General features: G+C 68.2%; 21 protein-coding genes. 12 read left to right on the top strand and 9 right to left on the bottom strand.

Annotation, left to right across the window (positions count from 1 at the left end):
- The first annotated feature begins 85 nt into the window (after window positions 1-85).
- Together NL241_RS02555 and NL241_RS02550 are read left to right on the top strand one after the other, a co-directional pair.
- On the top strand, window positions 86-256 hold the full coding sequence (locus tag NL241_RS02555) for a hypothetical protein (protein ID WP_487696918.1): 171 nt from the start codon (window positions 86-88) through the stop codon (window positions 254-256).
- A 112-nt stretch (window positions 257-368) separates the two neighbouring features.
- Window positions 369-821 (top strand): GNAT family N-acetyltransferase, encoded by a 453-nt coding sequence (locus tag NL241_RS02550; RefSeq protein WP_494396678.1) that lies wholly within the window; start codon window positions 369-371, stop codon window positions 819-821.
- Here the strand turns inward: NL241_RS02550 and NL241_RS02545 are convergent.
- Entirely contained in the window at window positions 802-1,608 is an 807-nt protein-coding gene (locus NL241_RS02545; protein WP_487696921.1) for an alpha/beta hydrolase, read from the bottom strand. The genes NL241_RS02550 and NL241_RS02545 overlap by 20 nt on opposite strands.
- 99 nt (window positions 1,609-1,707) lie before the next feature.
- Here NL241_RS02545 and NL241_RS02540 point away from each other — a divergent pair, with 99 nt between their 5' ends.
- On the top strand, window positions 1,708-2,721 hold the full coding sequence (locus tag NL241_RS02540; protein WP_494396677.1) for an AraC family transcriptional regulator: 1,014 nt from the start codon (window positions 1,708-1,710) through the stop codon (window positions 2,719-2,721).
- Here NL241_RS02540 and NL241_RS02535 read toward each other — a convergent pair.
- Complete coding sequence (locus NL241_RS02535; protein WP_487696924.1) at window positions 2,624-3,598, bottom strand: helix-turn-helix domain-containing protein; 975 nt, start codon at window positions 3,596-3,598, stop codon at window positions 2,624-2,626. The two genes, NL241_RS02540 and NL241_RS02535, sit on opposite strands and share 98 nt — an antisense overlap.
- A 134-nt stretch (window positions 3,599-3,732) precedes the next feature.
- Between NL241_RS02535 and NL241_RS02530 the strand changes: the two genes are divergently transcribed.
- On the top strand, window positions 3,733-4,461 hold the full coding sequence (locus tag NL241_RS02530; RefSeq protein ID WP_487696926.1) for an SIMPL domain-containing protein: 729 nt from the start codon (window positions 3,733-3,735) through the stop codon (window positions 4,459-4,461).
- A 5-nt stretch (window positions 4,462-4,466) separates the two neighbouring features.
- Here NL241_RS02530 and NL241_RS02525 read toward each other — a convergent pair whose 3' ends face one another.
- The 5 genes from NL241_RS02525 to dacB are packed head-to-tail and all read right to left on the bottom strand — an operon-like array spanning window position 4,467 to window position 10,666.
- Window positions 4,467-6,683, bottom strand: a complete 2,217-nt coding sequence (locus NL241_RS02525) for a molybdopterin-dependent oxidoreductase (protein WP_494396676.1) — start codon at window positions 6,681-6,683, stop codon at window positions 4,467-4,469.
- A 16-nt stretch (window positions 6,684-6,699) separates the two neighbouring features.
- Complete coding sequence (gene hpt, locus NL241_RS02520; RefSeq protein ID WP_487696930.1) at window positions 6,700-7,281, bottom strand: hypoxanthine phosphoribosyltransferase; 582 nt, start codon at window positions 7,279-7,281, stop codon at window positions 6,700-6,702.
- A gap of 3 nt (window positions 7,282-7,284) precedes the next feature.
- Complete coding sequence (gene tilS / locus NL241_RS02515; protein ID WP_494396675.1) at window positions 7,285-8,259, bottom strand: tRNA lysidine(34) synthetase TilS; 975 nt, start codon at window positions 8,257-8,259, stop codon at window positions 7,285-7,287.
- Window positions 8,238-9,296, bottom strand: coding sequence for an Rv3626c family coenzyme F420 biosynthesis-associated protein (locus NL241_RS02510; protein ID WP_487696933.1), 1,059 nt, complete (start codon window positions 9,294-9,296; stop codon window positions 8,238-8,240). The genes tilS and NL241_RS02510 overlap by 22 nt, the downstream gene beginning before the upstream one ends.
- Complete coding sequence (dacB, locus tag NL241_RS02505; protein WP_494396674.1) at window positions 9,293-10,666, bottom strand: D-alanyl-D-alanine carboxypeptidase/D-alanyl-D-alanine endopeptidase; 1,374 nt, start codon at window positions 10,664-10,666, stop codon at window positions 9,293-9,295. Before dacB ends, NL241_RS02510 begins: the two co-directional genes overlap by 4 nt.
- 66 nt (window positions 10,667-10,732) lie before the next feature.
- Between dacB and NL241_RS02500 the strand changes: the two genes are divergently transcribed.
- The 3 genes from NL241_RS02500 to NL241_RS02490 all read left to right on the top strand — a co-directional run bounded on the left by NL241_RS02500 (window position 10,733) and on the right by NL241_RS02490 (window position 12,692).
- Complete coding sequence (locus tag NL241_RS02500; RefSeq protein WP_494396673.1) at window positions 10,733-11,221, top strand: inorganic diphosphatase; 489 nt, start codon at window positions 10,733-10,735, stop codon at window positions 11,219-11,221.
- 66 nt (window positions 11,222-11,287) lie between these two features.
- Window positions 11,288-11,803 (top strand): 2-oxo-4-hydroxy-4-carboxy-5-ureidoimidazoline decarboxylase, encoded by a 516-nt coding sequence (locus NL241_RS02495; RefSeq protein WP_494398227.1) that lies wholly within the window; start codon window positions 11,288-11,290, stop codon window positions 11,801-11,803.
- A 196-nt stretch (window positions 11,804-11,999) separates the two neighbouring features.
- Complete coding sequence (locus NL241_RS02490) at window positions 12,000-12,692, top strand: hypothetical protein (RefSeq protein ID WP_494396672.1); 693 nt, start codon at window positions 12,000-12,002, stop codon at window positions 12,690-12,692.
- Between the two features lie 16 nt (window positions 12,693-12,708).
- Here NL241_RS02490 and NL241_RS02485 read toward each other — a convergent pair whose 3' ends face one another.
- Window positions 12,709-13,110 carry a hypothetical protein gene (locus NL241_RS02485; RefSeq protein ID WP_487696940.1) on the bottom strand — a complete coding sequence of 134 codons (402 nt, stop codon included), beginning with the start codon at window positions 13,108-13,110 and terminating at the stop codon, window positions 12,709-12,711.
- Between the two features lie 32 nt (window positions 13,111-13,142).
- Window positions 13,143-14,150: a TerC family protein gene (locus NL241_RS02480; RefSeq protein ID WP_487696941.1), complete on the bottom strand. Its 1,008-nt coding sequence runs from the start codon at window positions 14,148-14,150 to the stop codon at window positions 13,143-13,145.
- A gap of 244 nt (window positions 14,151-14,394) precedes the next feature.
- Between NL241_RS02480 and NL241_RS02475 the strand changes: the two genes are divergently transcribed.
- Genes NL241_RS02475 through NL241_RS02455 form a run of 5 tightly spaced genes read left to right on the top strand, consistent with a single transcriptional unit; the run spans window position 14,395 to window position 23,616 of the window.
- Window positions 14,395-18,288, top strand: a complete 3,894-nt coding sequence (locus NL241_RS02475; protein ID WP_494396671.1) for a Pls/PosA family non-ribosomal peptide synthetase — start codon at window positions 14,395-14,397, stop codon at window positions 18,286-18,288.
- Complete coding sequence (locus NL241_RS02470; protein ID WP_494396670.1) at window positions 18,285-19,604, top strand: M1 family metallopeptidase; 1,320 nt, start codon at window positions 18,285-18,287, stop codon at window positions 19,602-19,604. The genes NL241_RS02475 and NL241_RS02470 overlap by 4 nt, the downstream gene beginning before the upstream one ends.
- The gene (locus NL241_RS02465; RefSeq protein ID WP_494396669.1) at window positions 19,601-20,890 is read left to right on the top strand and encodes a hypothetical protein; all 1,290 of its coding nucleotides are present in this window, start codon (window positions 19,601-19,603) and stop codon (window positions 20,888-20,890) included. The genes NL241_RS02470 and NL241_RS02465 overlap by 4 nt, the downstream gene beginning before the upstream one ends.
- Before the next feature lies 1 nt (window position 20,891).
- A complete protein-coding gene (gene galE, locus NL241_RS02460; RefSeq protein ID WP_494396668.1) occupies window positions 20,892-21,869 on the top strand; it encodes a UDP-glucose 4-epimerase GalE in 978 nt (325 codons plus the stop codon).
- A gap of 19 nt (window positions 21,870-21,888) precedes the next feature.
- Complete coding sequence (locus NL241_RS02455; RefSeq protein ID WP_494396667.1) at window positions 21,889-23,616, top strand: hypothetical protein; 1,728 nt, start codon at window positions 21,889-21,891, stop codon at window positions 23,614-23,616.
- Window positions 23,617-23,636 lie beyond the last annotated feature (20 nt).

Here is a 23,636-nt window from a genome sequence, read left to right as displayed (position 1 = left end):
AATAACGCCTTGTCGAGGAAGCACTCGCGCTCTTCGCCCCGTTGAATGGGAGACAACGACTACACGAGATTCGAAGAAGGCAAGCGTGACTTTCACCCAGCGACTGCAAAAGATCCGTACCGACATTTCCGAGATCGTGGAGGTGACCCGGATCGGGTTGGCGTTGCAGAACCGTGAGATCACCGCCGAGCAGGCCTCCGAGGCCATCTCGCGTGTCGGCATCCGTCGCGACGATCTCGAACTCGCCTCCGACTGAGCCTCACCACCCCAGCACAACTGTTCCGAGAAGCCCCGGTTCACGAATTGCGTTGGAAGGCCAAGACGCCCGGCCCACGCACCTGAACACACCCGTCACTAGGGTGCAGTGCATGGCCATCCGCCCCGCCGCGCTCGCCGATGTCGCCGGCATCGAGCAGCTGGTGCACGCCGCGTACGCCCCGTATGTCGAGCGCATCGGCCGGCCGCCGGCCCCGATGACCGCCGACTATCACGCGGCGGTCACCGGCACCGACCAGGTGGACGTCCTCGTCGACGACGGGGCGTTGGCGGGAGTGCTCGTCACCGTAGCCGAACCCGACCACCTGCTCATCGAGAACGTGGCCGTGGCTCCCTGGGCGCAGGGCCGCGGGCACGGCCGCGCGCTGCTGGCCCACGCCGAGGCGCAGGCACGCCAACGGGAGCTCCCCCAGCTACGGCTGTACACCAATGCGTTCATGACCGAGAACCTGGTGCTCTACCCGCGACTTGGGTACGTCGAAGTGGACCGGCGCACCGAGAACGGATTCGACCGGGTGTACTTCGTCAAGACCGTGCGTTCTTGAGCGCCCACTCCAGCGCGTAATCGGCGACTTCCTCCCACCCGGGCGCGGCGCAGGTCCAGTGGTCGCGGTCGGGGAACTCATGGAAATCCGTGATGGCCTTGGACTTGTGGTAGTGCTTGGCGTTGGACCGGTTGACCGAGGCCGGCATGATGTGGTCCTTACCGCCGGCGATGAACAGCAGCGGCGCCCGCTCGTCACGGCTGTAATCCACCCACGTCTCCTGGTGTCCCGGCTTGAAATTGGCGATCAGGCCGTAGGCCCACACCCAGTTGCCCGGTGCCGCGATGGCATACCGTTCCCACACCTTCTTCGACTCCTCGGCCGACAGGGTGTTGGTGAACGCGTAGTGGAACTCCTCGGGTGTGAACCCGACCGCCCGGTGGTAGTTCGCCGGGTTCTTCAACGCCGGGAACAACGACTTCACCTGTGACAGCGGATTGACCCGAACCCCCTCGGTGGGAGCCGAATCCACCACCACGGCGGCCGCACCGAGGTTGCGGTCCACCAGCAACTGGGTGAGCGTCCCGCCGAACGAGTGACCCATGATGATCGGCGGCGTGTCCAGGGCGGTGATCACCGAGGCGAGATGGTCGACGGTCTCCGGCACGGTGAGATCGGCGATGATGTCCGGATTCTCCCGCAGCGCTTCGACTTCGATCTCGAAGCCCGGGTACGCCGGCGTCAGCACCTTGAAGCCCTTGGCCTCGAAATGGGCCACCCAGCCTTCCCACGACCGGGGCGTCATCCACAGTCCGTGTACCAGTACGACGGTGTCGGGTGTTGTCATGATCGGTCTCCTGTCAGCATGGTGGAACCGTAGGAATCCGCGGGCCCGGCTGGTCGACTGTGCGTGCACGCTTCTGTTCTGTCCGCGACAATCACCGTTGTGGCCACGATCCTGGACCTCAATGCGCTACCGCCGCATGAGCGCGTGGACGCCTTCGCCGCCACCGTCGTCGACCGCACCGTGCCCAGCCGGTTCGATGTGACACCCCTCGGGACGGTCGAAGGCTCCATCGAGTGGACCGCGCTGGGCCCGGTGAGCCTGCTGCGGACCGAAGTCACGGCGGCCCAGACGATGACGCGGCTGGCCGGCCATGTCCGCCGCGGCGCCCCCGAGACCCTCTCGATCGCCCTGCGCCGTCACGGTTCTGCATTCCAGGACCAATTCGACGTATCCAGGACACTGCATCCCGGCGATCTGTACTGCACCGACCTGAGCGCACCGTTTCACTACGCCAACACCGACGGTGGTACCGGTATCGGGCTGCAGATACCGTTCGACCGCATCGGCCTGCCCGTCGACACCATCCGCCGCGGCGCACCCCGGCTGCCCACCAGCCCGGTGTATCCCGTCATACGCGATCAGTTGGTCGAATTGACGCATATCGCAACTACTTTGGGTGATCCGGTGTCGGCCGACGCGGCCGGCGCAGTGGTGCTCGAATTGACCAGGGCCGTACTGGCCAGCGCGTCCGGCGACGAGCGCTACGGCGCCGGCGCGCTGGCGGAGACGGCTTTTGCCAGGGTGCGCCACCACGTGCGGGCGCACCTGAGCGATGCCGCGCTCGATGCGGCGTCGGCCGCTGCTGCCGTTGGCATCTCGCCGCGCCGCTTGTACCGCCTCTGCCAGGACAACGGGGTGCGTTTCGAGCAGTGGATCATCACCGCCCGGTTGGACCGCGCCAAGGTGCTACTGCGGTCACCCGGTGCGGCCACGCGCAGTATCTCGTCGATCGCGGCGGCGTGCGGTTTCACCGATCCGTCGTATTTCGCCAGGAGGTTTCGCGCCGCCACCGGCGTCACCCCGCGGGACTGGCGCGCCGGCGCATCCGGTACTCCCGCGGCGTCACCCCGTACCGAGCACGGAAGCGACGGCCGAAGTGGGTCGGATCGCTGAAGCCGGAGCGGCGGGCGATGTTCGCCACCGTCACATGATCAGAGCCGGGGTCGCTCAGCTGGTCGCGTGCCGACTCCAACCGTTTCACCAGGATCCAGTCGGCCAGGCTCATCGCTTCCGTACGGTGGCGTGCCCAGACGTTGTAGAGCTGCCGGACCGAGATGTGGTGAGCCGCGGCGATCATCTCGGGCCCCAGCGCAGGGTCTGTCAAACGCGACTGCACGAACAACCTGATCCTGTCGAACAAACTGTCCTGCATCGCTTGTCGCTGCCGGGCGTCGCCGCCGGCTGCGCAGATGACCGCCCGCACCAGGGTGACGGTGGTGGCGGCAAGCCCGGGAAGGGCCTCCGGCGCCTCCCGCGCCGTGCGCGCCAGACTGGTCAGGTACGCACACGCCAAGGCGTGCAGCGGCGCGTCCGGGGACAGGTTCCGGCTCGCCCCGATCACCGTGTCGACGGGGACGTCGAGCACCGCCCGGTCCATGTTGATCGCGATCGTGGTGCCGGAATCCCAGCGCCGATGATCGTAGGCAGACCCCTGGTGCACCAGGACCAGCGACGGCGTGGCCGGTTCTGCGTGGTCGGACCGGAACTGATGGAACGTCCACCGTCCCGCCGGCAACAACGTCAGCCCCACCCGGTCCGGATCCGCCACGCGCACGTGACGGGCGGTGCGCTCCAGCCAGATTCCGGTGCCGTCCCGTTGCATCAGTGTCGACCCGGCGTCATCGAGCTCCCACAGCTGCAGGCGGGCCGAGACGTCGTGAGCGGGTAACGGTGTCACGTTGGCGGGCACCCCCGCGACACGCATACCTTCGCGCAAGGCTTCGGCGCGGTCGGCCGCGGGCAACTCCGCGGTGTCCAGAACCAGCGCCACGGCACAGATTCTGGTGGACGCAGCACCAAACCGCTAGATCGCGGGCGACGCAACTTCTCCTCACGGACTCGTTGCACCCCGCAAGCGGGTGTGCTCCCGGCCCGCGCATCCTCGTCGCGCTAGGGTTCTCAGTCATGCGCCCCGCCGCGAACTCGCGCTTCTCTCTCGTCATGCTCGCCGGTTTGTCGGCCGCCGCGCTCACCGCGTGCGACGCCGCCCCACCTGCCCCGCCACTGCCCGGTGATGCGCCCCGCCAGGTGACGGTGGTCGGCGAGGGCGAAGTACAGGGCACCCCCGACACACTCACCGCCAGCGCCGCGATCAGCTTCCTGGCCCAGGACGTCACCACCGCGATGAATCAGACCAACGAGCGGCAGCGGGCGGTGTTCGACGGGCTGGTCGAAGCCGGCATCGACCCCGAGGACATCGCCACCACCAACGTCAGCGTCCAGCCGCAATACGGACCGGACGGAGTGTCGTCCCCCGTCGGCTACGAGGCCAGCAATTCGATGGACGTCACCATCCGCGATGTCAGCGTCGCCTCGCGGGTCCTGGCGCTGATCGTCTCCAACGGCGGTGACGCCACCCGGATCAACTCGGTGAACTTCTCCATCGACGACGACTCCCAGTTGGTGAAGGACGCCCGCACCCGCGCTTTCGAAGATGCCCAGGCGCGCGCCCAGCAGTACGCCGATCTGTCCGGTCTGGAACTGGGCAAGATCATCTCGATCTCCGAAACCGGCGGTGGTACACCACCTCCGACGCCGATGCCGATGGAGCGGGCGATGGCCAGCCCGGTTCCGCTGTCCCCCGGTCAGCAGACGGTGTCGTTCTCCGTCACAGCGATCTGGGAGCTGGGTTAGTTGCGCTAGCTTCCGACGGCGGAGATCTCCACGGGCAATCCGTTGAGCACCGCGGTACCCGACAGCGGGTCCAGGTACGTTCCGTCGTTGAGTTGGTTGACGTTCACCCCGGGCTGAGTAGCCGCGACCTCCAGCCGCGTCCCGTCCTGACCGTGGCCCCACCCGTGCGGGATGGACACCACGCCGGGCCGGATCGTGTCGGTGACCTCCACCGGAACGGTCAGCTCGCCGCCGGGGCCCTTCACCACGGCCACCTCACCGAGTCCCAGCCGGTGCGCGTCATCCGGATGGATCTGCAATGTGCACCGGTTGGTTCCGCCGGCCAACGCAGGCAGGTTGTGCATCCAGCTGTTGTTCGAGCGCAGATGACGGCGCCCGATCAGCACGAACCCGTGCGGACTGTGGTGCAGCACGCCGGCCAACCGCGCGGCGTCGGCCACCAATACCTCGGGAGCGAGTTCCACTGTGCCGGAGGCGGTTCGGAGCACCTCAGGGATCCGCGGCTGCAGCGGTCCGAGGTCGATGCCGTGCGGGGCAGCCTTCAGCTTCGCCAAGTTCAGACCGTCCGGATCGGCCCCGAAGCCGTCACCGTAGGCGCCCAGCCGCAACATCATGTCCAGCCGGCGCTCGTACCCCGGCCCGTCGGGCAGCAGCGCGGTCAGCTCGTCGACCTCACGGCCGGCAACCGGTGACTGCGGGTCGGCGACCGCCTTGCCCAGTGTCATCGCGATGACCTGCTGGTCGGCCAGATCCGGGTCGGCGTCCAACCCGGCGCCCATGACGAGTAGCGCCACGCGCGAAAGGATTTCGGGCTCGCTGGGCCGGTCCTGCAGCGGCAGCACCGGCGGCGAGTACCGGGCGTTGTTGCGGACGGCGACGTTGTTGAGTGCGAAGTCGAAGTGTGCGGCCTGCGACGGCGGTGGCGGTGGCAGGATGACGTCGGCGTGCCGGGTGGTCTCGTTGAGGTACGGGTCGATGCTCAGCATGAACCCGATTCCCTTCAGCGCCGCGGCCAACCGCTGCCCGTCGGGTGCCGACAGCACCGGATTGCCCGCCACCGTGATCAACGCCTGGACCTGACCTTCACCCGGGGTGTCGATCTCCTCGGCCAGCGCGGTGGCCGGGAACTCCGAGGCGACTTCCGGAAAACCGGAGACCCGGCTGTGCCAGCGCCCGGTGGAGAAACCGCGTCCCGGCTTCGGCGCCCGCGGAGCGTGTGCGGTGGGCCCGAGCGGGAACATCGCGCCGCCGGCGCGGTCGAGGTTTCCGGTCAGGACGTTGATGACATCGATCAGCCAACTGCCCAGGGTGCCGAACTCGACGGTCGACGTACCGATTCGGCCGTAGACCGCGCATCTGGGCGCAGCGGCGATGGAGCGTGCCAGGTCGCGGATGTCGTCGACCGTCACGCCGCAGTACGGCGCCACGGCAGGCGGCGGGAAATCGGCGGCCAACGCGCGAACCTGCTCGATGCCGCTGACGTGGTCGGCGATCCCACCCAGGTCCGGGGACACCAGGCCCTCGGCGAACAGCACGTTGACCACCGCGAACAACAAGGCGGCATCGGTACCGGGCCGGGGCGCCAGGTGGCAGTCGGCGAGTTCTGCGGTGCGGGTGCGGCTGGGATCGATGACGGTGAGCCGGCCGCCGCGTCGGCGTAACGCCTTGAGCTTGCCGCCGAAATCGGCGGCGGTGGCCACGCTGCCGTTGGACACCAACGGGTTGGCACCGATGATCACCAGGTGGTCGGTGCGGTCGATATCAGGAACCGTGAAGGCAAACGCGTTGCCGTACAAGTAGCCCTGCGCCACCTGTTTGGGCATCTGATCCAACGTGCTGGCGCTGAACACGTAGCGGGTGGCCAACGCCTTGATCACCAACGGTGCATACAGCGCGCCTGCGATGGTGTGGGCGTTCGGGTTCCCGAGGTAGACGGCGACCTGCCGGCCGGGCACCGCGCCGAGACCGTCGGCCACCGCGCGGAACGCCTCCTCCCACGTGGCCTCCACCAATTCGCCGTCGCGGCGCACCAACGGGCCGGTGAGTCGGTCCGGATCGCCGTCGAGTTCGGCGAAACTCGCGCCCTTGGGGCAGATGAAACCCGCACTGAACACGTCGTCGCGATCACCACGCGCACCGGTGATCGTCTGACCATCGACAGTGAGGACCAGGCCGCAGGTGGCCTCACACAGTGGACAGATACGCAGAGCTGTGCGAGACATCGGTGCCCCCGGGCTGTTAGTGGGTGTAGACCTTCGGCTCCAGTGTCCCGATGTAGGGAAGATCCCGATAGCGTTCCGCGTAATCGAGGCCGTACCCGACGACGAACTCGTTGGGGATGTCGAAACCGATGTAGGTGATGTCGACGTCCGCCCGCACCGCTTCGGGTTTGCGCAGCAAGGTGCAAACCCGCAGCGACCGGGGACGCCGGGTGGCCAGGTTGCGCAGCAACCAGGACAACGTGAGACCGGAGTCGACGATGTCCTCGACGATCAGCACGTCGCGGTCGTTGATGTCGCGGTCGAGGTCCTTGAGGATGCGGACCACGCCCGACGACGAGGTGGACGATCCGTAGGAGCTGACGGCCATGAACTCCAGCTGCGTCGGCAGCGGGATGGCGCGGGCCAGGTCCGTGACGAACATGACCGCACCCTTGAGCACGGTGATCAGCAGCAGATCCTGGTCAGCGGAGGCGTCGCGATAGTCGGCGCCGATCTGCGCGGCCAGTTCGGCAGTCTTGCTTTGTATGTCTTCTTCGGAGAGCAACACCGATTTGATGTCCCCGGGATACAACTCGGCAGTATGCGCAGGCACGCCCACAGCCTAGCGCTGCCGTCCGACTGGTTCTGCGTAGAGCACCAACAGTTCGTTTCGGCGCCCCGCGAACAGGCGCCGCTGTCGCTGCGGACTGGGCACCGCCACTCCACCCTGCCCGCGCCATGCGGTGAGCAGCGCGTCGACGGCCAGCAGTTGCTTGGCGGTCAGCCCGACCGCTCCCCCGGCCAACAACCAGAGCCGCAGCACCCGCCGGCGCAGCGCGGCGGGCAGTTCGACCAGGGCGGCGACGGCCAGTCCGTCCCCGTCGCGGGCTCGTTGCCAGGCGTCGTGGGCCAGGGCATCGAGAACTTCGCCGTCCTCCTGCAGCGCGGTGGCGGTACGTGCCAGCGCCGCGGCCACGCCACCGCCGAGGACCTCCTCCAGCAGCGGCAGTACCTCGTGGCGCAGCCGGGCGCGGGTGAATCGGCCATCGGTGTTGTGGGGGTCGTGCCACGGAGTCAGTTCCAGCGCAGCACACGCCGCTTCGGTGGTATGGCGTCTCAGCTGCAACAGCGGGCGACACCACGGCGGGTCATAGGGCCTTATGCCGGCGATGGAGCGTGGGCCCGAGCCGCGGCCCAGCCCCAGGAGCACCGTCTCGGCCTGGTCGTCGAGGGTGTGCCCGATCAGCACGGGCGCGCCTGCGCGGGCCTGTTCCAGTGCGGCATAACGCGCGGTGCGCGCCGCCGCCTCGAGTCCGCCCTCGGTGCCGACGGTCACCGAAATGACTTGCGCATCAATACATCCCAATGAAATCGCCTGTGCTCGGGCCTTTTCGGCGACGGCGCCGGAGCCGGCCTGCAGACCGTGATCGACGATGAGCGCGGTGGTGGGCCGCACCCGGGCCGCCGCCGCCGTGAGCGCCAGGGAGTCCGCTCCCCCGGACAGTGCCACGCACCACTGATCAGCTCCGGTGAGGTACCGCTGCGCGAAATCGGCGACCGCGAAGGCGATCTCACCTACAGGACTCTGTCGATCCATTTCTCGGGGTGATCGATCTCGTCGGGCAGCGGCAACGTCTCACTGCTGGTCCACACCGCGTTGAAGCGGTCCATGCCCACGCGACCCACCACGTCGTCGACGAACGCCTTACCCCTGGTGTACTGGGCGAGCTTGGCATCGACTCCCAGCAGGGCGCGCAGAATCCGTTGCAGCGGCGGCTGTTTGCGCTTCCTGCGCTCCTCGAAGCGGTGCCGGATGGAGGCCACCGACGGCACCACCGCCGGACCCACCGCATCCATCACATGGTCGGCATGGCCCTCCAGCAGTGTGCCGAGCACCAGCAACCGGTCGAGCGCCTGGCGTTGCGGCTCGGACTGCACCGCCCGCATGAAGCCCAGAACGCCCGCCGAATCGGGATTTTCGACACCTTCGCGGCGTTGTTTGATGAAGTCGGCGAGCCGGCCCACCACGGCCGTCACGTCGTCGCCACCATCGGCGGTCAGCACTTCCAGCGTGGACGACATGTAACCGGCCAGCCAGGGGTTGGCGGTGAACTGGACCCGGTGCGTCACCTCATGCAGGCAGACCCACAGTCGAAAGTCCTTGGGCGACACGCGGAGTTGACGTTCCACGGCGATGATGTTGGGGTACACCAGCAGCAGGCGACCTCCGCCGCCGTCCGTCGATGACACGAACGGGTCGTACTGGCCGAGGATGCCCGAGGACACGAACGCCAGCACCGCTCCGGTCTGCGCGCCGGTGACGCGGCCGGTCAGAAAACCCTTCGGGCTGGCCGCACCGCCCGTCATCACGCGCATCGACTCCGTTGCCGCCTTGATCCACTCCGGACGGTCGACGATGAGCGCGTCGGGAACGGGTCCCGGTGTGGCGAGCCGGGTGACGTCGCGCACCGGCGGTTCAGCCGCCTGCGAAGACTCCGCGAGCTGAGAGATCGCTTGCCTGCGTGTGTATTCGGTGACAGGTGGAGCAGACCGCGCGAGTTTCGCCCCGACCGTGGCGGCGAATCCCCAGTCGACGGCCTGCCCGATGGCGGCGGCTCCGGACGTTCCGCTCATTTGTCGCACCCACACGACCGTAGCGTGGCCGCCAGGGTGTCGAGGGCCACGCGCCCCGTCGGGCCGGCGTCGTTGGAGACGAACGCGAAGGTGAGCACACGGCCGCTGGCGTCGGTGATCACACCTGCCAGCGTATTCGTGCCCGTCAAGGAGCCGGTCTTGGCCCGCAGCCAACCGGCCGCCGTGCGGGTGGTGTTGTCGAGGTAGCGGTTCGACAGAGTGCCGCTGCCTCCCGCGATGGGCAGAACGTCGAGCAGCGGGCGCAACCGGGGGTGATCGGGTCCGGCCGCCGCCCCGATCACCTCGTCGAGCGTGCGGGCCGTCAGCCGGTCATCGATGGAAAGACCGCTGGAATCCATCAGCCGCGCGCCGGTGAGGTCGATGTCCACCCCGCGTAACTGTTCGAGCACCGCGTCCACCGCTCCGGCGAAGCTGAGCGGATGACCGGTGGCCGCGGCCACCTCCCGCCCGATGGTCTCGGCCATCACGTTGTCCGAGGCGTTCATCATCTGGCGCAGCCGTTCGATCAGCGGGGCGGACTGCACCGAGGCAAGTTCTCTGCCGTTCTGCGAACCGTTGACGAGTGTGACCTGCCCCGGGTCGATGCGCAGCGCCGTCGCCAGCGCCCGGCCGGCGTCCAGCGCGGGGGTGCGGGATCGCCGGGAGTCGAAGCTGGTGGGCTGGGTGCGGCCGGCGTCGAGCATCACCGACTGGATGGGGGCGATGTCCCCGCCGTCGATATCCGCCGGGTCCCAGCCCGGAGCCATGTCGGGGCCGCGGAACAGCGAGGTGTCGACCTGCACCGAGGTGGCCCTGACCCCGCTCTTGCGCACCTGGGCCACCAGGTCGCTGATCCGGGCGGCGTCGCGGTACCAGGTGTCCTCGTCGGCCGGCGCCGCCGACAGCACCGGATCGCCGCCGCCCACCAGCACGATCACGCCGGGCCGGGGTCCGGCGACGACCTTGGTGGTCAGCCGCGCGTCGCGGTCCAGCGCCAGCAGCGCGGCGGCCGCGGTCAGTGACTTGTTGGTCGACGCCGGTTGCATCGGGATGTTGTCCCGCTGCTGCCACAGCTCCTCGCCGGTCTCGGCGTCGGTGATCCGCCCGGTGAGGTTGCCCAGGTTCGGATCGGCCAGCGCCGCGGTGAGGGCGCGGGCCAGCCCTGTCTGGGTGGGCGTCGGGGCGCCGTCGGCGACGGGGATGACGGCAGGATCCGCCGTCACGGGCGCGGGCTCCGCGGTGATCCGCGGGTCGGGCTGCTTGCTGCCCCCGGTGACCAGTGCGGCCACCGCGACGATGATGGCGACGATCACCAGCACGCCGGCACCGACCGCCACGTGTGTGGACCGCCGCCACCGACCAGGACGCATGCACTGCAGAGTATCCCTCCGATAAGGTCTGTCCGGACGACCACAGACCCGAAGGAGCCGTGCGGCGTGGAATTCGACGTGACCATCGAGATCCCGAAAGGGCAGCGCAACAAGTACGAGGTGGACCACGAGACCGGACGGGTCAAGCTGGACCGCTACCTCTACACGCCGATGGCCTACCCGACCGACTACGGCTTCATCGAAGACACCCTCGGCGAAGACGGCGACCCGCTGGACGCGCTGGTGCTGCTCCCGGAGTCGGTGTTCCCCGGCGTGCTGGTGGAGGCCCGACCGGTCGGCATGTTCAAGATGGTCGACGAGGCCGGCGGCGACGACAAGGTGCTGTGCGTTCCGGCCGGCGACAAGCGCTGGGACCACATCCAGGACATCGGTGATGTGTCCAGCTTCGAGCTCGACGCCATCAAGCACTTCTTCGTGCACTACAAGGACCTCGAGCCCGGCAAGTACGTCAAGGCCGCCGACTGGGTGGGCCGGGAAGAGGCCGAAGCCGAAGTGCAGCGCTCGGTCGAGCGCTTCAAGAACTCCGGTCACTGAGTTTGCACGGTCTTAACATGCCGTAACTCGGGTGTGTCCTCGGGCTCCGATCATGGGCTGGTGCTGATGCATCAAGGAATCGGCCTCGCGACGTTCAACGCGATGCCCGAGCGGCGCGCCATGCACGCCCTGTTTGAGTGCTGCAACGATGTGGCACTGGCCCGCGAGCTCGCCCGCGGACGCGCGTACGACTGCCACGACGCCTTGTTCCGGCGCGCTGACGCCCTGCTGTTCTCGCTACCGGACACCGCGATCGACAGCATCCTCGAGGCGTATCCGCAGATGGGTGCCCGCCCCCGCAGTACCAAGTCCGCGGCTGAGCAGTGCGCGGTGTGGAACGACGACGACGCGGTGATGGCCGAGCTGCGGGCCGGCGCCGCGCGGTACCGCCAGCAGTTCGGATTCGAGTTCGTCATGTATGTGGGCGGTATGGGCTGCGACGCGGTGTCGGTCGCGCTGACCGACCGGTTGCACAACGATCTGGAGACCGAGCGCAAAGTGGTGCGCAACGAGTTGGCCAAGATCAACCGGACCCGGCTCGAGCGCATGCTCGGTCCCGAGGGCGGTTATCAGAACTGGTAGCCAGACCCTCGCCGAGGGTTCCGGCGCCACGGTGACACCCGAAACCCGTTCGGGGCCATGCCATCTCGTCGCTGTACACACGTGCGCCCGTCCATCGGACGGCGCCGTGGCCCGCCTGCGATTGTTCGGCGCACTCACGGGCAGCGGCCTGCGGACGCTACAGGATCGGTGACAAGCAGCGCCTAGTCTGGGCTGGGTGGAACCTCTGCTTCATTTCGCGGAGAACTTCTGGTGGCTGGTGTTCCCGCTCAGCGGCGTCCTCGGTGGTGCGTGGAAGGCGGTGTCCGCCGCCAATGAACGCCGCGCCGAGCGCCGGCTCGAGCGTTACCGCATCAAACAGCAGACCAAGGTCGCGATGGCCGAGGCCGCAGGCCGCAGCCGCGAAACCGATGCCCTGCACCGGCGAGAAGTCCAGAAGCTGCTCGCGCAGCACGACGAAACGGACAACCGCTGGCTGTCCTACGAGATGGATGTGGCCAAGCTGCTGGACTTTCCGTTGATGACCGACATGCGCGACCCGCTGACCGCGCACTTCCATCGAGCCAAGCGACGGGCGGATCTGCTGCGCCCGGACAGCGTTGACGACCTGATGGGTGACCGCGCGGCCCAGCTCGAGTACCGCGACGCGGTGCACGAATACGTGGGTGCCTTCGACGTCGCGGAGACCGAGGCGATTCGGCGCAGGCGCAGCGATTTCTCCTCCACCGACCAGGACCGGCTGGCCCGGGCGCAGAACCTGCTGCGGCTGGCCTCCGATGGTGGTGCGACGTTCGCCGAACGCCAGAACGCCTACGCGCGGGCGCGCACCGAGCTCACAGGGCTGATCGCGTTACCTGCAGCGACGGTGGCCGGCATCGAACGGCGGGTGATCGGCGAGCTCGAGGCGTGAGCAGGCCGCCGTCTGTTCAGGCAGCGGTCTGCAGGCGCGCGGCCACTCGTTGGAGAGCCGCCTCACCAAGAGAGCGCGCGTCCTGCTGCGGTACAGCCGAGATGAGCGTGACGCCGTCGGCCACACCGGCGAGATAGATGTCGGCGATCAGACCGGCCAGACCATCGAGGGTGCCGGCGTAGGCCAACGTGTCGGCAGCATCGTCCTCGAGGTCGGCCAGTCGACGCTGCGCCGAGCGGAAGTCGTCGTCCACCACCACGGTCAGATCAACCACCGCCGCCCCCGCCAACCGACGGCGGGCACGCTGCGCCTGTTGCAGATCCGCCGCGCTGAACCTGACGGCGGGCTGCCCGCCCGCCGTCAGTTCGGTCCAGTCCGCATCGGCAACAAACACTCGCAACGCACGTTGATGGCCCACGCCACCGACGCTAAACGACCGTCGGCACCCTGTCAGTGGTTGGGATCAGCGGGAGGCGAAGTCTCGGGCGCGCCCTTCTTGGCATCGGTGCGGGTCTTGTACAGGCTCGCGACCGTGGTGATGAGCAGCGTCACGATGATCACGCCCAGGCTGAGCAGGGTCGGGATCTCCGGCACGTGCACGTGCTCGCCGCCGTTGATGAACGGCAACTCGTTCTCGTGCAGCGCGTGCAGGAACAGCTTCACACCGATGAAGGCAAGGATGAACGCCAGTCCGTAGGACAGGTACACCAGTCGCTTGACCAGGCCACCCAGCAGGAAGTACAGCTGGCGCAGACCCATCAACGCAAAGACGTTGGCCGCGAAGACCAGGTACGGCTCCTGGGTCAACCCGTAGATCGCCGGGATCGAGTCCAGCGCGAAGATCAGGTCGGTGGTACCGAGTGCGACGATCACCAGGAACATCGGCGTCATCAGCTTCTTGCCATCCTCGCGGATCCAGAGCTTCAGGCCGTCCCACTTGTCGGTGGTGTTCAGGTGGTTGCGGGCGAACTTGACCACCGCGTTGTCGCCGTCGTCGTCGTGGTCGGTGTCCCGGATCAGGTTCCACGCCGTGTACACGAGGAACAGGCCGAAGATGTAGAACACCCACGAGAACTGGTTGATCGCCACCGCACCGAGGGCGATGAAGATGCCGCGGAAGATCAGCGCCAGGATGATGCCCACCATCAGGGCTTCCTGCTGGTACTTCCTGGGCACGTTGAAGCTGGCCATGATGATGATGAAGATGAACAGGTTGTCCACGGACAGGCTGTACTCGGTGAGCCAGCCGGCGAAGAACTCCAGGCCGTACTGACCGCCGTGATAGAACCAGGTCCACAGGCCGAAGGCGATGGCCAACCCGACGTAGACCGACAGTGCTTTACCGCACTCTTTCATGGTCGGTTCGTGCGGATTCCGGGCGATGACGATGACATCGAAGATGATGATCGCGATCGTCACGCCGAGGGTGATGGCCCATTCGAGCCCCGAAACATTCATACAGAAAAGCCTCCGGTCGTCAGCAAAACGCCAGAGGTCTCTTCCACCGCTGCGTTACGCAGTTAGCGGTCCACGGCGCCGGTCGTCCGTATGGACGGTCGACGTGATGACGACACCGCAGCGAAGGAATACTCCCCTCTGACGCACATTCTGTCAGGTGGTCTCGAACTTTCGCCAAACGGAGTACCCACCCGGGGCGCGCGCAGCACTCCGCGGACATATCCGACGCCTAGGATCCACAGCTGTGTCAGCCGCTCTCACGCCCGGAATCCCGTCGCAGTACCTGCTGTCGACGTCGGCACCCAAGCCCCGGACGCTGATCGACATCCTCTACGACAGCGCGGAGAGATTTCCCGACTCACCCGCCATCGACGACGGCACCGTCCAGCTCACCTACAGCGAGCTCATCGCCGATATCGAGGACAGTGTGGCGTGGCTGGCCGCCCGCGGCATCGGCCGCGGCGACCGCATCGGGATCCGGATGCCGTCGGGCACCTACGCCCTCTACGTCGCGATCCTGTCGGCTCTGGCAGCCGGGGCGGCGTACGTTCCGGTGGACGCCGACGACCCTCCGGAGCGCGCCGACCTCGTCTTCGGCGAGGCCGACGTGGTGGCGGTGATCACCGAGGCCGGCCTGCAGCGGCGCACCGGCTCATCCCGCGGCTGGCGTGCGGCCGCACCGCTGGGCCGCGACGACGCCTGGATCATCTTCACCTCCGGCTCGACCGGCACCCCCAAGGGCGTGGCCGTCACCCACCGCAGCGCCGCCGCGTTCGTCGACGCCGAAGCCCAGATCTTTCTCAAGGACAACCCGATCGGCCCCGGCGACCGCGTGCTGGCCGGACTGTCGGTGGCATTCGACGCTTCCTGCGAGGAGATGTGGCTGGCGTGGCGTAACGGCGCCTGCCTGGTCCCGGCACCGCGCTCGCTGGTCCGCAGCGGGATGGACCTGGGTCCCTGGCTGGTGTCCCGGGACATCACGGTGGTCTCGACGGTGCCCACGCTGGCGGCGCTGTGGCCCGCCGAAGCGCTCGAAGCGGTCCGGCTGCTGATCTTCGGGGGCGAGGCCTGCCCGCCGGAACTGGCCGAACGGCTGGCGGTGGACGGCCGCGAGGTCTGGAACACCTACGGACCCACCGAGGCCACGGTGGTGGCCTGCGCCGCTCCGCTGGACGGCAAGGGCCCGGTCAGCATCGGGCTGCCGCTGCCGGGCTGGGACCTGGCCGTCGTCGACTCCGCCGGCAATCAGGTGGGCTACGGCGCGGTCGGCGAACTCGTCATCGGCGGCGTCGGCCTGGCCCGGTATCTCGATCCCGCCAAGGACGCCGAGAAATTCGCGCCCATGGAATCGCTGGGCTGGGCGCGCGCGTACCGCAGCGGAGACCTGGTTCGGCTGGAGGCCGACGGCCTGTACTTCCAGGGCCGCGCCGACGACCAGGTGAAGGTCGGGGGCCGGCGCATCGAACTCGGTGAGGTGGATTCCGCCCTGGTGAACCTGCCGGGCGTCTCGGGCGGTGCCGCCGCGGTGCGCAAGACGGCCAGCGGCACGCCGCTGCTGGTGGGTTATATCGCCAGCGCGGACCCGAACTTCGACATCCACGCCGCCCGCGCCGCGTTGGCCGAGGCGCTGCCCGCCGCGCTGGTGCCTCGGCTGATCCTGGTCGACGAACTGCCCACCCGCACGTCCGGCAAGGTGGACCGCAACGCACTGCCCTGGCCGCCGCCGGGAATGAACATCCACGAGGAAGCCGACGATCTGGGCGGCACCATGGGCTGGCTGGCCGGGCTGTGGCGCGACATCCTGGGTGCCCACATCGAGGGCCCGGAAGCCGACTTCTTCGCCGAGGGCGGCGGGTCACTGTCGGCGGCGCAGTTGGTGGCCGCGCTGCGCCAGCGCTATCCACAGGTGACGGTCGCCGACCTCTACGACCATCCCCGGCTCGGGTCGCTGGCCGGTTATCTCGACGAACTGGACCCGCCGGCCGAGGTCGAGACCCGTCATGTGAAGCCGACGCCGCTGTTCACCCAAGCCGCCCAGGTGATGCTGTCGGTGCCGTTGGCGACGCTGACCGGGCTGCAGTGGGTGACCTGGCTGGCGCTGCTGAACAACGTCTTTTCCTGGGGCTCCTCACCCCCAGTGCCCTGGCTGAACCCGGTGAGCTGGTGGTGGGTTCTCGCCGGGTTCGTGCTGTTCATCAGCCCTGTCGGCCGGATGGCGATCGCCGTGCTGGGCGCGCAGATGATGCTGTCGGGCCTGGAGCCCGGCACCTACAAGCGCGGCGGCTCCGAACACATGCGGGTCTGGCTCGCCGAACGCCTGGCCGACGCCAGCGGCGCGGAGAACCTGGCCGGCGCGCCCTGGCTGGTCTACTACGCCCGCGCGCTGGGTAACAAGGTCGGCAAGGGTGTCGACCTGCATTCGTCACCTCCGGTGACCGGGATGATGACGCTGGGTCACCGCAGTTCCATCGAACCGGAGGTCGACCTGTCCGGACACTGGATCGACGGCGACCTGTTCCACGTCGGTGAGATCACCATCGGCAACGACGCCACCGTCGGCGCGCGCACCACGCTGCTTCCCGGTGCGGTGATCGGCAAGAACGCCGACGTCGCGCCCGGCTCCGGCGTGGTGGGCAAGGTCAAGAACGGCCAGTACTGGAAGGGTTCGCCGGCCGTGAAATCCGGCAAGGCCAAACATCCCTGGCCGGATCACCGCCCACCGCGGGCCCCGGTGTGGGTGGCGATGTACGGCGTGACCTCGGTGCTGCTGGGCGCGCTGCCGCTGGCCGGGGTGGCGGCCGGGCTGGCCGTCATCGGGTGGGCGGTCCACGACACCGCCACCGTGGGCGAGGCCATTCTGGCCGGGCTGCCCTGGGTGCCGGTGGCGACGCTGGCCGCGATCGTCGTTTATGCGGGGCTCACGGTGCTCGGGGTGCGGGCACTGGCGATCGGCTTGGACGAGGGCTACCACCCGGTGCGCAGCCGGGTCGGCTGGCAGCTGTGGGCCACCGAACGCCTGATGGACGCCGCACGCAATTACCTCTTCCCGCTGTACGCCAGCCTGCTCACACCATGGTGGCTGCGCCTGCTCGGAGCGACCGTGGGCAAGGACACCGAGATCTCGACGGCGCTGCTGACGCCGAAGTTCACCGTGGTGGAGGACGGCGCGTTCCTGGCCGACGACACCATGGTCGCCTCCTACGAGTTGGGCGGCGGCTGGATCCACGTGGCCAAGGCGACCGTCGGCAAGCGGGCTTTCCTGGGCAACTCGGGCATCACGCAGCCCGGCCGCCGGGTTCCCGACGACGGCCTGGTGGCGGTCCTGTCGGCGACACCGCACAAGGCCAAACGCGGCTCGTCGTGGTTGGGCAGCCCGCCGATCCGGTTGCGCCGCCAGCCCACCGCCGCCGACGCTCTGCGCACCTTCGAGCCGTCGCGGCGCTTGAAGGCGATGCGCGGCGCGGTGGAGACCTGCCGGCTGATCCCGATGGTGGTGACATTCGCCATCGGCGTTGCGGTGTTGTCCGCGCTCCAGTTGTTGATCACCGAGTTCGGCTACCTGTGGGCCGCGCTGGCCGGCGGTCTGGTGCTGCTGATCGCGGGCGCGGTGGCGGGCGGTATCGCGGTGTTGGCCAAATGGCTTGTGGTAGGCCGCATTCCGGCGGCGGAGTATCCGCTGTGGTCGTCGTTCGTGTGGCGCAACGAGGTGGCGGACACCTTCGTCGAGACCGTGGCCGCACCCTGGTTCGCCCGCGCCGCCAGCGGCACCCCGGTGATGAACCTGTGGCTGCGCGGTCTGGGCGCCACGATCGGCCGCGGCGTCTGGTGCGAGACGTACTGGCTGCCGGAAGCCGATCTGGTGACCCTCGGCCGGGCGGCGACCGTCAACCGGGGCTGCGTGGTGCAGACCCACCTGTTCCACGACCGCATCATGCGGATGGACACGGTGATCCTCGAAGAAGGCGCGACGCTGGGTACCCACTGCGTGGCCCTGCCGGCGGCCAAGCTGGGCGCCGGGGCCACCATCGGCCCGGCGTCGTTGGTGATGCGCGGTGACGAGGTGCCGCCGTCCACCCGTTGGCAGGGCAATCCCATTGCCCCGTGGGTGATCTCGAAGAAGAAGAAGTCCAGCTCGTGAGGAAGAAGAAAGGCACGGCCCCGGTCATCGACCCCTACCTGCCCGGCAACGGGAACTTCGGTTACCGGGTTTCCCGGTATGAGCTCGACCTGGAGTACAAGGTCGCGATCAACCGGCTCTCGGGGACGGCGTCGATCACCGCCGTCACCCTGGCCGAGCTCCGTTCCTTCTCCTTCGACCTGTCGACGGCGCTGTCGGTGTCGAAGGTCTCGGTCAACGGCCGCCGCCCGCAACAGTTCAAGTCCGCCAACGGCAAGCTGAACATCACCCTGGACTCGAAGCTGCCCGCCGGGGCCGCACTGACCGTCGACATCCGCTACAGCGGCTCGCCTCGTCCCATCCGAAGCTATTGGGGCGACGTCGGTTTCGAGGAGCTCACCAACGGTGTGCTGGTGGCCGGCCAACCCAATGGGGCGGCGTCGTGGTTCCCCTGTGACGATCACCCCGCCGCCAAGGCCAGCTTCCGGATCGCCATCAGCACCGACAGCCCGTACCTCGCTGTCGCCAACGGGGAACTGTTGTCCAAGCGGGTCCGCGCGGGGCTGACCACCTGGACCTACGAGCTCGCCGAGCCCACGTCGACGTACCTGACGACATTGCAGATCGGCGACTACGTCACACACAAGCTGCCCAAGGCCCCGGTACCGATGCACGCGGTGCTGCCCGAGAAGCTCAAGCGGGACTTCGATCACGATTTCGGCCGTCAGCCGCAGATGATGAAACTGTTCGTCAAGCTGTTCGGCAAGTATCCGCTGTCCAGCGGGTACACCGTGGTGGTGACCGAGGATGACCTCGAGATCCCCCTTGAGGCGCAAGGCCTTTCGGTGTTCGGTGCCAACCATTGTGATGGCAAGCGGGGCGCGGAGCGCCTCATCGCACACGAGTTGGCGCACCAGTGGTTCGGCAACAGCGTGACCGCGCGGCGTTGGCGTGACATCTGGCTGCACGAGGGGTTCGCCTGTTACGCGGAGTGGCTGTGGTCCGAGGAATCCGGCGGGCCCACCGCCGCGGAATGGGCCCGCCGCTACCACCAGCGGCTCGCCGCCTCACCGCAGGACCTGCTGCTGGCCGACCCAGGCCCGCGGGACATGTTCGACGACCGGGTCTACAAACGCGGCGCCCTGCTGCTGCATTCACTGCGCAAGACCATAGGCGACAAAAATTTCTTTGCGCTGCTTCAGAATTGGACCACCCGGTTCCGGCATTCCACCGTGGTGACCGATGACTTCACCGGATTGGCCGCCAATTACGCCGATCAGTCGCTGCGGCCGCTGTGGTCGGCCTGGTTGTACTCCACCGCAGTCCCGGACTTGTGACGGACTCCCCCACTCCGGCCGGACCCGTCACCCGCAGCAGCGTCGCGAAGGTGGGGGTTGCCACCGCGGTCACCGCACTCTGCGGCTACCTGGTGCTGTACCTGGCAGCCCGCGATCTCGATCCGGCGGGTTTCTCGGTGTTCGCCGTGTTCTGGGGGGCGTTCGGACTGGTGACCGGCGCGGCCTTCGGCCTGCTGCAGGAAAGCACCCGCGAGATCCGGGTGGCCGCCCATGCCGCCCCCGATGGTCGCCCCATCACGCGGCCGCTGCGGGTGGCTGCGGTGGTGGGGGTGTGCACCGCCGCCGTGCTGGCGCTCAGCGCGCTGCTGTGGGCGCCGCACGTCTTCGCCGAATCGCCGCTGCTCTCGGTGGCCCTGCTGTCGGTCGGCCTGGCGGGGTTCTGCCTGCACGCGGCCCTGCTCGGGGTGCTGGCCGGTGACAACCGGTGGAGCCAGTACGGCGCGCTGATGGTCACCGACGCCGTGCTGCGGGTGGTGGTGGCCGTGGCGACCGTGCTGGTGGGCTGGGGGCTGGTCGGATTCCTGTGGGCGACGGTGGCCGGTGCCGCGTCCTGGTTGTTGCTGCTGATCATCTCCCCGACCACCCGGGCGGCGGCGCAGTTGGTGGCGCATGAGACCACGGCGTCCTTCCTGCGTGGAACGATGCACGCCGTGGCCGCCGCCGGCGCGAGTGCGGTGCTGGTGATGGGCTTTCCCGTGCTGCTGAAAGCCACCTCGGGCGACCTGGGGGCCGCCGGCGGTGTGGTGATCCTGGCCGTCACGCTGACCCGCGCTCCCCTGCTGGTGCCGCTCACGGCGATGCAGGGCAACCTGATCGCCCACTTCGTCGACCAGCGCACCCACCGGGTGCGGGCGCTGGCCAAACCCGTCGCCCTGGTGGCGGCTCTCGGCGCGGTGGGCGTGGTGCTGGCGGGTACCGCCGGGCCGTGGCTGCTGCGGGTCGGGTTCGGACCGGACTACGTCACCGAGGGCGCACTGCTGGCATGGTTGACGGCCGCAGCGGTGGCGATCGCCCTGCTCACGGTCACCGGTGCGGCCACGGTGGCCGCGGCACTGCACCGGGCCTACTCGCTGGGGTGGGTGAGCGCGACGGTGGCCTCGGCCCTGCTGCTGACGCTGCCGTTGGCGCTCGAGACGCGCACTGTGGTGGCCTTGTTGTGCGGGCCGCTGGTGGGCATCGCCGTGCACGTCGCGGCCCTCACCTACGCTGCGAGGGCACGGTCGACGTCGCTTGGAGAGAACTCGTCAGGAGAAAGGTGGGGATGACATGAGCTGGCTGGTGACCGGCGGCGCCGGGTACATCGGTTCGCATGTGGTGAAGGCTCTGCTGGACGCGGATATCCCGGTGGTGGTGATCGACGACCTGTCCAGCGGATTCGAGCACTTCGTCCCCGAGGCGGCGCAGTTCGTGCGCGGCACGCTGCTGGACCGCCGGCTCGTCGACGACACCCTCCGCCAGCACAACGTGCAGGGCGTCATCCACGTCGCGGGGTACAAATACGCCGGCGAATCGGTGAAACGACCCCTGCACACCTATGAGCAGAACGTGTCCGCGATGGTCATCCTGCTCCAGGCGATGGAGCACGCCGCCATCGACAAGATCGTCTTCTCGTCGAGTGCGGCCACCTTCGGTGCCGTCGACGTCGAGATCGTCGACGAAGGCACCGTCACCTCACCGCAGTCGCCCTACGGCGAGACCAAGCTGATCGGCGAGTGGCTGCTGCGCGACCTGGGCGTGGCGACCGGGCTCAAGCACACCAGCCTGCGGTACTTCAACGTCGTCGGCTCAGGATCCGATGAATTGTTCGACGCCAGCCCGCACAACTTGTTCCCCCTGGTCTTCGACATGCTGTACCGCGGGGAAACCCCCCGGATCAACGGCGACGACTACCCGACGCCGGACGGCACCTGCGTACGCGACTACATCCACGTCGCCGACCTGGCCCTGGCACACGTCGCGGCCGCCCGGCGGCTCGACGACGGCCTGCCGGTGGAAGCGGTGTACAACCTCGGCAGCGGATCGGGCACCTCGGTGCGCCAGATCATGACCGCGATCCGGGACGTCACCGGTATCGACTTCGAGCCGACGATCACCCCGCGGCGGCCCGGAGATCCGGCGCGAATCGTGGCGGCCGGCGACCTGGCCGCACGCGATCTGGACTGGGCGATGCGGCACTCGCTACAGGACATGGTGGCCTCGGCGTGGCGGGCCCGTCAGAAGGCCGGAGACGCGTATCCACGTTAGGAATGCCGCCTTCGGGTTGGTGGCACTGTCCGTGTTGGTCCGTGGGGTGCTGGCCTTCGGCGGCTACTTCTACTGGGATGACCTGATTCTCGTCGGCCGCGCCGGCACCCAGGACCTGTGGTCGCCGGCGTACCTGTTCGACGACCACGACGGCCATGTGATGCCTGCGGGCTTTCTGCTGGGCGGCCTGATCACCCGGCTGGCACCGCTGGTGTGGGCGGGCCCGGCGATCAGCCTGGTGGTACTGCAGCTGCTGGCGTCACTGTCACTGCTGCGGGCACTGCACCTGATCCTCGGTTGGCGGCCGGTGTTGCTGCTGCCCTTGACCTTTGCCCTGTTCACTCCGCTGGGTGTGCCCGGGTTTGCGTGGTGGGCCGCCGGACTGAACTCACTGCCGATGCTGGCCGCGTTGGCGTGGGTGTGCGGTGACGCAATCCTGTTGAGCCGCAACGGTGAGCGACGCTACGCGGTGACGGGCACGTGCGTGTTCCTCGGCGGATTGCTGTTCTTCGAGAAAGCCGCAGTGATCCCGTTCGTCGCTTTCGCTGTGATCGCATTGCTCGGTTATGTTGCCGGCGAACAGGATTGGTTGCGCTCCGCGTGGCGACGCGGTGCGCGGCTGTGGCTGCCGGCCCTGGCGGTGACGGCGGCCTGGATCGGTCTGTACATCGTGGTGGTGGACCAGCAACGGTGGAGTACCGACCTGGGCATGACGTGGGATCTGCTGCGCCGCAGTTTCACCCACGGCATCGTCCCGGGTCTGGCCGGTGGCCCATGGGAGTGGCAGCGTTGGGCGCCGGCTTCACCATGGGCGCTGCCGCCAGTGCCGGTGATGGTGCTGGGCTGGGTGATGCTGGCTGTGACAGTGGCGCTGGCCGTCGCGCGTAAACAGCGGATCGGGCTGGTGCTGGCGGCGGCCCTGGGGTACGCGGTGGCCTGTCAGATACCGATCTACCTGATGCGGTCCTCGCGATTCACCGCCTTGGAGCTGGCCCAGACCCTGCGGTACCTGCCCGATCTGGTGGTGGTGCTCGCGCTGCTGACGGCGATCGGGTTCACCGCGCGCAACAGACCGAGCCCGCTGTTGGACAGTTCGCCTCGTCGGACCGCGGCGCTGACCGTCGTGGTGGCCGCCTTCCTGGCCAGCAGCCTGTATTCGACGTCGACATTCCTGACCAGCTGGCGGGACAATCCGACCAAGGCGTATCTGCAGAACGCCCAGGCCGCGTTGTCGCAGGCGGCGCAGTCCGGTGCGCAGATGCTCGACCAGGAGGTGGACCCGCTGATCCTGCAGCGGGTGGCATGGCCGGAGAATCTGGTCAGCCACATGTTCGCGCTGCTGCCCGACCGTCCCGAATTCGCCTCCAGCACAACCGATTTACGCTTGCTGGACATGACCGGACAGCTGAAGAAGGGCCTGGTGACCTGGGTGCGCTCCATCCGGCAGGGACCGGTCCCGGGATGCGGTTACCTGGCCCAGCCCGAGCAGCCGGTGCTGATGCCTCTCGACGGGCCACTCCTGCCCGCCGACTGGACCGTGGAGCTCAACTACCTGGCCAACAGTGACGGCACCCTGCTGGTGTCCCTGAACGAGGGCGAGCAGGCCAAGGTGCCGGTGCGCCCCGGACTCAACCGCGTGTTCGTCCGCCTGCCGGGCGCTGGAGACGCCATCACGGTGGAGGCCCAGACCGCCGCGCTGTCGGTCTGCCTGGCCTCTGGACCTGTGGGCTTCGTCGCACCTGTGTGACCGTCGGCGCGACTCTGTGC

This window comes from Mycolicibacterium sp. SMGY-1XX, from assembly GCF_059132455.1.
This window is presented reverse-complemented; position numbering and strand designations above follow the sequence as displayed.